Below are 9,852 nucleotides of genomic sequence, written 5' to 3'. Positions count from 1 at the left end.
ACTTACGATATAGATAGTAGAACTTCCAAATTAGCAGGGGCTTTAATATATGATGTAATGTTAAATTTAAAAAAATAGATGTATAAATAAAAAACTCAAGATATTTTTCTTGAGTTTTTTATAAGTATTAATAATAATATAAATAAAAATATTGTAAAATAAAAAATAGATATAATAGTAATATATATCAAAATATTTATTACAAAGAAAATTTTAAAAAATAAGAATAAAAAAAATTACTAAAATATATAAAAAATACTAAATAATAAAAGTAAAATTATTTTATAAATAAAGAATAATAAAAATATTTACTAATAAAAGTTAGTATATGATATTATAAATAAAAAATTATTAATTTCTATTTTTTAAATCATCTAAAAATAGACGAACAAATAATATAGAAAGAGGAATTAGAGTAAATAGAATAGCTTTTCCTAAGAAAATATGACATAAAATAGTAGAAATTAATCCACCAATAACAAATATTCCAATCATTTTTAGATGTAAGAATAATTTACTTTTAACATTTTCATCTTCTGGAAATTTTCTAAAATTTACAATACTTATTCCAGCTTGCCTTAAATGATTTGTACAGAAAGTAGTAGCCATAGGAATTTTTCTAGTTTTTCTAAAAGTATTATATTGCATAGAACAAATAAAGTTAATGAATACTTGAGAAATTTGATAAGGAGCACTTTCAGGTAATAAGCCTAAAATAATAACAACAATTATTTCAATAAAGATAAGAACAGTATCCCATCTAATATTATGAAGCCTTTTTATTGGTCCACCAATGGCTTCAGAAATAATAGCACCAAAACAGTAAGCAGACATAGGAATTAAATAGTAAAAAGCTTTAGAAAAATGTCCTGAACCTAATTCCATAGCAAACAACACAAAGTTTGCTGTTTGAGCATTGCAGAAGACTGCTCCTCTTATAGTATAGGTAAATGCCCCATAAAATCCACTAATCATCATCAAAGTTAGAAATACCCATAACTTTTCACATTCTAATCCTTCTTCTTTAATTTCAAAAGAGTCTAGTTTGAAGTTTTCCATAATTACCTCCCAAACTTATACAAATTATCTTCTAATAAAATTATACTACATAAAATAAAAAATTATAGGAAAAAATTTTTTAATAAAAAAATTTTCCTATAATTTTAAAAGTTATAATTTTTAACTGAAGATAATATAACCTAATGTAATTATTCCAAAAGTAAGAATAACAAAACTAGCAAATTTTGAAAGTTTTATAAGTACATCATCAGTAAGTTTCTTTCTAAAAGCACAGATAATATTGACTGTAAAAAACCATGAAATAACTCCACCAGCAGCGATTCCAAGAGCTAAATGAAAATAATTATCTTGGTCCCGTACAAGCCCTAAAAGAGTGTATAAAGCTAATATTGTAACTATTCCTGTAATATTTAAAGAAGCTAGTCCAAATCCTATAAAATAATCTTGAAATATATTATAATCTTGATTAATAATTTTTTTATCTAAAACTACAGGTGTATTTAATTTTTTTAATCCTAAAAGTATTAAAAGAACTCCAACTGCAATTTTACAGAAAATTTCATATTTAAATATAAAGTCATCAACAATATTTACAAAAAGAAATGCAATAAGTCCATATAAAACATCAGAAGTAACCATTCCTAATGCAGTAACATATCCCTCTCTTTTTCCTTCTGTTAAAGCCTTTTCCATACAATAAAATCCTACAGGACCAAAAGGAAAAGAAAGAATTAATCCAGTAGTAAGTCCTTTAAAAAATGTAATGTTTAACAACTATATCACATCCCTTATAGTTTATTTCCACAGTTTGGACAAAATTTATCATGTTTATCAACCATGTATCCGCAGTTTGGACAAACATTATTATTTCTCACAATCTCTTCAATATCATCATAAGTAACTATAGTCGAATCTAAAATTTTCTTCAAAGATTCACTTTTTACTTTATATATACTTTTACAATTTTTACATACAATTAAAGCCTTTTTATTAAATTTAAAAAGAGGAATGAAGAAAAAAGTCAGGACATTAGCAACTTGATAAAGTTCAAATTTTTCATTTAAACAATTAGTACATTTGAAATTGACTTCTTTTATAAATTCATCTCTATTACTAAACCCTACAATAAAAAACATAATTCCTCCCAAAAAAAGATTAGTTATCATTTAATTTTAAGATAGAAACAAAAGCCTCTTGAGGAATTTCTACATTTCCTATTTGTTTCATTCTTTTCTTACCTGCTTTTTGTTTTTCTAATAATTTTTTCTTTCTTGTAATATCTCCACCATAACATTTAGCCAATACATTTTTTCTGTAGGCTTTTATAGTTTCACGAGCTATTATTTTAGCTCCTAAAGCTGCTTGAATGGGAATTTCAAATTGTTGTCTAGGAATTACATCCTTTAATTTTTCACAAATTGCTCTTCCTTTAGAAACAGCATTATCTTTATGAGCTATGAAAGAAAAGGCATCAACTACTTCTCCAGATACAAGGATGTCAACTTTTACAAGGTCACCCTCTCTATAATCTATTAATTCATATTCAAAAGAAGCATATCCTCTTGTTTTTGATTTTAATTTATCATAGAAATCTAAAACTATTTCAGCTAATGGAAGTTCATAAGTAATCATAGTTCTTGTATCATCAATATAACTCATTCCTACATAAACTCCACGTTTTTCTTGACAAAGTTCCATTACAGAACCAACATAATCTTTAGGAACTATTATATTTCCTTTAATATATGGTTCTTGAATTATAAATTTAGATTTTCCACCTTCAGGGAAATCACAAGGGTTATCAATTACATAAGTAGGTTTTCCTTCCATTGTGATTCTATATTCAACAGATGGAGATGTAGAAATAAGGTCAATATCATATTCTCTTCTTAATCTTTCTACAATTATTTCCATGTGTAATAAACCTAAGAATCCACATCTAAATCCAAATCCTAAGGCAAGAGATGTTTCAGGGACAAAGTTTAATGAAGCATCATTTAATTGTAATTTTTCTAAAGATTCTCTTAAATCTCCATAATCATCAGTTGATATTGGATAAATTCCAGCAAAAACCATTGATTGAGCTGGTCTAAATCCATATAATGGTTCAGCACAAGGTCTGTTTGAATGAGTTATTGTATCTCCAACTCTAGAATCTTTTATAGTTTTAAGTCCTGTAATTATATATCCAACAGAACCAGAAGAAAGTTCATCAGTAGGTTTCATATTAGGAGAGAAAATACCACACTCTAATATTTCAGCCTCTTTTTCAGTTGACCAAATTTTTATTTTATCTCCTTTTCTGATACAACCATCTTCTACTTTTATATAAGTAATAACTCCTCTATAATCATCAAATTTTGAGTCAAATATTAAAGCTCTTAAAGGAGCTTCTTCATCATAATTAGGACAAGGAATTCTTTTAACAATTTCTTCTAATAAATCTTCAATTCCTAAATTAATTTTTGCTGATGTCAATACAGCATCATCAGCTGGTAAACCAATTACATCTTCTATTTCTTTCTTTACTCTTTCAGGTTCAGCTGCTGGTAAATCTATTTTATTTATAACAGGAACTATCTCTAAATCATTTTCAAGAGCTAAATAAACATTGGCCAATGTTTGAGCCTCTACTCCTTGGGCAGCGTCTACTACAAGTAAAGCTCCCTCACAAGCTGATAAAGACCTAGATACTTCATATATAAAGTCCACATGTCCTGGAGTATCAATAAGATTTAATTCATAAGTATTTCCATCTTTGGCAGTATAATATAAAGTAACAGCTTGAGCTTTTATAGTAATTCCTTTTTCTCTTTCAAGATCCATAGAATCAAGTAATTGAGACTTCATATCACGCTCAGCTACTGTATGAGTAGCTTCTAAAAGTCTATCAGCGATAGTTGACTTTCCGTGGTCAATATGAGCAATGATTGAAAAGTTTCTTTTAAATTTTTGTTGCACTTAGACCTCCTAAAATAATTAAAATTAATTTTATAATACACTATATTATAAAATAAACACCTAAAAATTGCAAGAGAGTTAAAAGATTAAGCCCAATTTCCATTAATAAATATTTTTTCTATATTTCCCTCTTCATCAAAAGCATCTATATTTAAATCTCTAGTTCCAAACATAAAATCTACATGAGTTAAAGAATCATTCATTCCAACTTTTTCCATCTCTTCTGGAGTTAGTTTATCTCCATTTTCTATACAACTAGAGTAAGCTTGTCCAATAGCTAAGTGACAAGAAGCATTTTCGTCAAATAAAGTATTATAGAATAAAATTCCTAAATTAGAAATAGGTGAATCATAAGGAACAAGGGCAATTTCTCCTAAATATTTTGCTCCCTCATCTATACTTATAAGATTTTCTAAAGCTTCATATCCTTTTTCAGCAGTAAATTTTATAATTTTTCCATTTTCAAAAGTTATAGAGAAATTATCAATTAAATTTCCACCATAATTAAGAGGTTTAGAAGCATAAACAACTCCATTTACACCATATTTATGAGGCATTGAAAAAACTTCTTCAGTAGGAATATTGGCTACAAATTCTATTCCTGATTTTGTAACATCTTTTCCAGAAGCCCAAATATGATTTTTAGGAAGTTCAACCATCAAATCTGTTCCAAGAGAGTTTGTTATTCTAAATTTTTTAAATTGTTTTTTATTTAAATAATTCATTTTTTCTTCCAAATTTTTTAAATGATTTTTCCATACTTCTGTGGCATTATTTTCTTCTGTTACTTTAGTAGATTTTAATATAGCTTCCCATAATAAATCTATAGCTTTTTCATCAGACTTTCCAGGGAATATTTTTTTAGCCCAAACTAAAGTAGGAACAGATATAATATTCCATTGAAGTTCATTTACCATTATTTTATCATAATAAGGTTTTAATGCTTGACTTCTAGTTTTTTGATAAAGAGCTATTTTTTCACTGTCTACACCTGATAATAATTCTGGGTCATTAGCAGCAATACTTAAAAAAGCAGCTCCTTTATTAGCATAACACATTAAAGATTCCACTTGCCAATTAGGTATTTCTTCAAATATTTTTTTATCTCCATAGATAAAAGTCATCTTTTTACAAAAATCATCATTCCAGTGGACAACAACTTCACTAGCTCCTAATTCATAGGCTCTTGCTACTAAAAGTCTTGTAAACTCATAAATTTCTATAGGAGACATTATAACAAGAGCTTGTCCCTTTTGAATATTAACTCCTATTTGTAAAGATAAATCCACATATTTTTTTAAAAGTTCTTTTTTTATCATTTTATTTCTCCTTGTATAATATTAATGTAAAAATTATTTAGTGTCTTGAAAATCACGACGAAGTTGAAAATAAGAAGCTCCAATTAAAAAATAAAGAAGAGGAATAACTATAAGAGCATCATTTTTAAAAATATTATATAAATATGTAGCAACTACTCCACCACAAAAAAAAGCTATGATAGTGGTAAGGTAATAAAGAATTTTTATATTATCCACTTTTATTCCTCTTAATTTATATCCTATATAGACTCCTAAATCACTGATACTTCCTGTTAAATGAGAAGTTCTTATAAGGATACCTTTATAAGTCATAAAGAGTCCATTTTGAATTCCTGTTGTAAAACAAAGCATATAAAGGAAATTATTATTATCTTTAAAAAATATATAAGAAAAAAATATTGCAAAACCAATTCCAAAAAAGATTAGCCCATATCTTTTTCTTATGTTAAAAGCTCTTTCTCCAATAATAGCCCCTGAAAAAATATTTCCTCCTAAAAATAATAATAACCCTATAAAAATTTTTATTATCTGTTCATCAACAGTAACATGATTTATTATATGAATAGCTGCTTTAGAAATATCCCCTGTAAAATGAGTGAGAGTTAATCCAAGTAAGATAATTCCATAGACATTTGCATAACCACTAATAAAACTTAAAGTACCTATCCAAAATAAAACTAAATTTTCATGTTGGTTCATAAAAGTTTCCTCCCCATTTGAACTCATATTATAATTAAATTTTATCATAATATTCTATAAAAGAATATGAAATTTTAGAAAATTTTATTATTGAAAATATTTTATTTTTATGATAATATATTTTTTGAAAATCAAGCTACTAGGGGAGCTTTTAGCTGAGAATTTAGACCCTTAATTACCTGATCTAGATAACACTAGCGGAGGGAAGTGGCAAAGAATAATTTTATATTTTTTGTATAATTATTTTCTTTGACTAATAAGGTTCTAGAGAATAATTTTTTTTATTTTAGGAGGAAATTTGAAAGAAGAATTTTTTAAAACATCTGAAACAGTTTTAAAAGTAGAAAATATAAGTTTTTTTTATGAGAAAAAAGATTTATTAATAAAAGATTTATCTTTTTCTTTAAAAAAAAATGAATTTTTATCTATTGTAGGAAGTAGTGGATGTGGAAAATCAACAATTATTAAATTAATAAGTGGAATTAAAAAAATGAATTCAGGATATATAGTAGGAAAAAAAACTGCTTATATGCCTCAAAAAGACCTTCTTCTTCCTTGGAGAAATGTTTTAGAAAATATACTTCTTCCATCAGAACTAAGTAAAAAAAATCTTAATGAAGAGAAAAAAAAGGCTATTGATTATCTAAAAAAATTAAATTTAGAGAAATATGAAGAAAAATATCCTTATGAGTTATCAGGAGGAATGAAACAAAGGGTTTCTTTTATTAGAACTTTGTTGACAGATGCTGATATTCTTTTATTGGATGAACCTTTTAGTGCTTTAGATGCTATAACAAAAGAAAACTTACAAAAATGGTTATTAGAAGTACTAAAAGATTTTGATAAGAGTATAATTTTTATAACTCATGATATAAATGAAGCTATTTTTTTATCTGATAGGATTTTAGTTTGTCAAAATAGACCTTTAAATTCTTTTAAAGAATATATAATTCCTAAAGAAAAAAAATTGGATTTAGAATTTATAAAAGAGGTTAAAGAAAAAATTTTAATTGATATAGGAGGTGGTAAGTAGATGAAGAAAAATTCCCCAGCCTTGATTTTATCAATTATATTATTCTTATTTTGGGAAATATTAGCAAGATATGTAAATCTAGCTTTTATATTACCTTGGCCAACTCTTATTATAGAAAGATTTTGGCAATTAAAAAAAATATTGATTTGTCATCATTTGATAGCTACATTAAAAATTTCATTTATTTCTTTAACTATATCATTGGTATTGGCTATAGTACTAGCAATATTTATGGATATTAATAAAAATATAGAAAATGCAATATATCCTATAATTGTAACTAGTCAAACGATTCCAATAACCACTATAGCTCCAATATTTATTTTATGGTTTGGATATTCTATATGGTCAAAAGTTTTAGTTGCAATAATTATTACATTTTTCCCTGTAACTATAAATATTGCTCAGGGATTAAAATCAATAAAAGAAGAACATCTAGAGCTTTTTAAAAGTATGGGAGCTTCGAAATTGGATATTTTTATTAAATTAAAAATTTCTTCAACTTTACCATATTTTTTCTCTTCATTAAAAATGGCAATTCCTTTTGTAATAATAGGAACAACTATAGGAGAGTGGTTAGGAGCTAATGAAGGATTAGGGTATTTTAGTAAAAGGATGATGACACAATTAGATGGGGCAGGAGTTTTTGCTCCAGCGATTTTAATATCAATAATAGTTGTATTTATTGTAAAATTTATTTCGCTTGTAGAAGATAAATTATTAATTTGGGTAAAAAAATAAAGGAGATTTCAATGAAAAAAATAAAATATTTATTACTATTTTTATTAGTTTTTAGTTTTAGTTTTGGAAAAGAAAAAAAAATACAAGATTTTGATGTAATATTAGATTGGTATCCAAATGCTATTCATAGTTTTTTATATATAGCTGATGAAAAAGGATATTTTGAAGAAGAGGGAATTAATTTAGTAATTCACTATCCAGCTAATGTATCAGACCCAATAGCTTTACCAGCTGTAAAAAAAGCTCATGTTGGAATGTATTATTTACATCAACTAATAATGGCTAGAGCAAATGAAAATATTCCTGTAAAATCTATTGGAGCTATTGTACAAAAACCTTTAAATGTTGTTATTGCTCCTGAAAATAAAAATATAAAAAGACCAAAAAATTTAGAGGGGAAAACAGTTGGATATTCACAAGGGTATGTGGCAGAAAGATTATTGCAAACAGTTATAAAAAATGATGGAGGAGATTTATCAAAAACAAATCTTATAGATGTGGGATTTGATTTATTAACAGCTACTATAACAAAAAAAGTTGACGCTACTTTTGGTGGATTTGTAAACCATGAAGTGCCTGTTTTCCAAGATAAAGGATTAGAAGTTAATTACTTTTACCCAACTGATTTTGGATTCCCTAATTATTATGAGGAAGTTTTTGTAGCTAATGAAGATATGGTGAAAGATAATCCAGAACTTTATAAGGGATTTTTAAGAGCTATAGCAAAAGGATTTGAAGATATGAAAAATGACCCAGAGGGAGCTGTTGATTTATTATTACAAAAACAAGAAGCAGATCAATTCCCATTAACAAAAACAGTTGAAATGAAAAGTATCAATATATTACTTCCTTTAATGGAAACAAAAGAAAATAAATTCTTATCTCAGGATAAAAAAGTATGGGAAGAGAATATACAATGGATGTATAATGAAAAAATGATAAATAAAAAAATAAATTCAAAAGATATAATGATGGAATTATAAAAAATAAAAAAACAGGAATGTTGTAATTTTACAATATTCCTATTTTTTATTTTATAATAAAAAATATAAGTATTTAAATTTTATTATTTATAGTAAATAATTTTTTTAATTAAAATAATTTATTTTTACTAAAGAGATAAAATAAAAAATATTTTTATAAACATAATTTTTATTTTATAAAAAAAGTAGCAAAAGTATAAAAAATTTATAAATTTTATTTTTCTTCAAATTTAGGAATCATAAAATTCATTGACCTCTCAAGATGTTTTCTATTAATTTTTAAAGCCTCTTCTAAATCTCTATTTTTAATACATTCTAAAATTTGAACATGGTCATTAAAAGCTTCAAGCTTTCTAATATTTTCATCAATAGCTAATCTTCTGAATCTTTTAAGATAAAGATTAATATTATTAATCATTCCCATTACTCTAGGAACCTTTGCTATCTCATATAATTCTATATTAAATTGAGAAAACAAAGCAAAAATTTCTTCTAGATTATTTTCTTCAAGTTTTTCTTTAGTTGTAGTTAAAGTCTCTTCAATTAGTTTTATGTCTTTTTCAGTAGCTTTTTTTATAACTTCTTCTAAAATAATTCCTTCTAAAGCTATTCTTATTTTATATATTTCAATAAGTTCTTCTTTAGTAGTTTTCTTTACAATAACTCCACCTGTAGAATTAGAAACAACAAGTCCTTCTAATTCTAACATCCTTAAAGCTTCTCTTATGGGAGTTCTACTAATTTGAAATTCTTGAGAGTATTCTGTTTCTATAATTCTTTGTCCTTGAGGAATTTTTCCATCTATAATCATTTCTTTTAAAATATCATAAACTTTTTCTCTCATAGATTTATTTCTTTCTATTCTCATTATAAAATACCTCTTCTTCGTTTTTTGTATACATGAAACATTGTACATTATAACATAGTTTTTTGTCAAGAAAAAATAAGAGCAAAAAATTAATAGTGTTTTTTTAATTCATTTTTTCTAAAAAAAACACTTTGATTGTAAAAAAATTTCAAAAAAAACTTGCTTTTTATAAAAAATATAATATAATTATATTAAATAGTAGTTTATAAATAAGTATATTTTATTAAG

Annotated in this window: 10 protein-coding genes and 1 riboswitch; of the genes, 3 read left to right on the top strand and 7 right to left on the bottom strand. The window is 25.4% G+C overall.

The features are described from left to right. Window positions 1-351: 351 nt before the first annotated feature. The 6 genes from HF862_RS09755 to HF862_RS09730 all read right to left on the bottom strand — a co-directional run bounded on the left by HF862_RS09755 (window position 352) and on the right by HF862_RS09730 (window position 5,999). On the bottom strand, window positions 352-1,059 hold the full coding sequence (locus HF862_RS09755) for a YoaK family protein (RefSeq protein WP_170187676.1): 708 nt from the start codon (window positions 1,057-1,059) through the stop codon (window positions 352-354). A gap of 120 nt (window positions 1,060-1,179) precedes the next feature. Further along, window positions 1,180-1,794, bottom strand: a complete 615-nt coding sequence (locus HF862_RS09750) for a lysine transporter LysE (protein WP_170187675.1) — start codon at window positions 1,792-1,794, stop codon at window positions 1,180-1,182. Between the two features lie 14 nt (window positions 1,795-1,808). Continuing rightward, window positions 1,809-2,156 (bottom strand): zinc-ribbon domain-containing protein, encoded by a 348-nt coding sequence (locus HF862_RS09745; protein WP_170187674.1) that lies wholly within the window; start codon window positions 2,154-2,156, stop codon window positions 1,809-1,811. A 19-nt stretch (window positions 2,157-2,175) separates the two neighbouring features. After that, window positions 2,176-3,981 (bottom strand): translation elongation factor 4, encoded by a 1,806-nt coding sequence (gene lepA, locus HF862_RS09740; protein WP_027129505.1) that lies wholly within the window; start codon window positions 3,979-3,981, stop codon window positions 2,176-2,178. Between the two features lie 86 nt (window positions 3,982-4,067). Beyond that, window positions 4,068-5,300: an aminopeptidase gene (locus tag HF862_RS09735; protein ID WP_170187673.1), complete on the bottom strand. Its 1,233-nt coding sequence runs from the start codon at window positions 5,298-5,300 to the stop codon at window positions 4,068-4,070. 33 nt (window positions 5,301-5,333) lie between these two features. Next, window positions 5,334-5,999 carry a YoaK family protein gene (locus HF862_RS09730; RefSeq protein ID WP_170187672.1) on the bottom strand — a complete coding sequence of 222 codons (666 nt, stop codon included), beginning with the start codon at window positions 5,997-5,999 and terminating at the stop codon, window positions 5,334-5,336. Window positions 6,000-6,130: 131 nt separating this feature from the next. After that, a riboswitch (TPP riboswitch) is annotated at window positions 6,131-6,222 on the top strand. A 75-nt stretch (window positions 6,223-6,297) separates the two neighbouring features. Between HF862_RS09730 and HF862_RS09725 the strand changes: the two genes are divergently transcribed. The 3 genes from HF862_RS09725 to HF862_RS09715 are packed head-to-tail and all read left to right on the top strand — an operon-like array spanning window position 6,298 to window position 8,756. Continuing rightward, window positions 6,298-7,032, top strand: a complete 735-nt coding sequence (locus HF862_RS09725) for an ABC transporter ATP-binding protein (protein ID WP_170187671.1) — start codon at window positions 6,298-6,300, stop codon at window positions 7,030-7,032. Beyond that, a complete protein-coding gene (locus tag HF862_RS09720) occupies window positions 7,033-7,773 on the top strand; it encodes an ABC transporter permease (RefSeq protein WP_170187670.1) in 741 nt (246 codons plus the stop codon). Between the two features lie 11 nt (window positions 7,774-7,784). Next, entirely contained in the window at window positions 7,785-8,756 is a 972-nt protein-coding gene (locus HF862_RS09715) for an ABC transporter substrate-binding protein (RefSeq protein ID WP_170187669.1), read from the top strand. Between the two features lie 214 nt (window positions 8,757-8,970). Here HF862_RS09715 and HF862_RS09710 read toward each other — a convergent pair whose 3' ends face one another. Then, complete coding sequence (locus HF862_RS09710) at window positions 8,971-9,624, bottom strand: GntR family transcriptional regulator (protein ID WP_170187668.1); 654 nt, start codon at window positions 9,622-9,624, stop codon at window positions 8,971-8,973. Window positions 9,625-9,852: the final 228 nt, after the last annotated feature.

Origin of the sequence: Fusobacterium sp. FSA-380-WT-3A (assembly GCF_012843705.1) — a bacterium.
GTDB lineage: Bacteria > Fusobacteriota > Fusobacteriia > Fusobacteriales > Fusobacteriaceae > Fusobacterium_B.
This window is presented reverse-complemented; position numbering and strand designations above follow the sequence as displayed.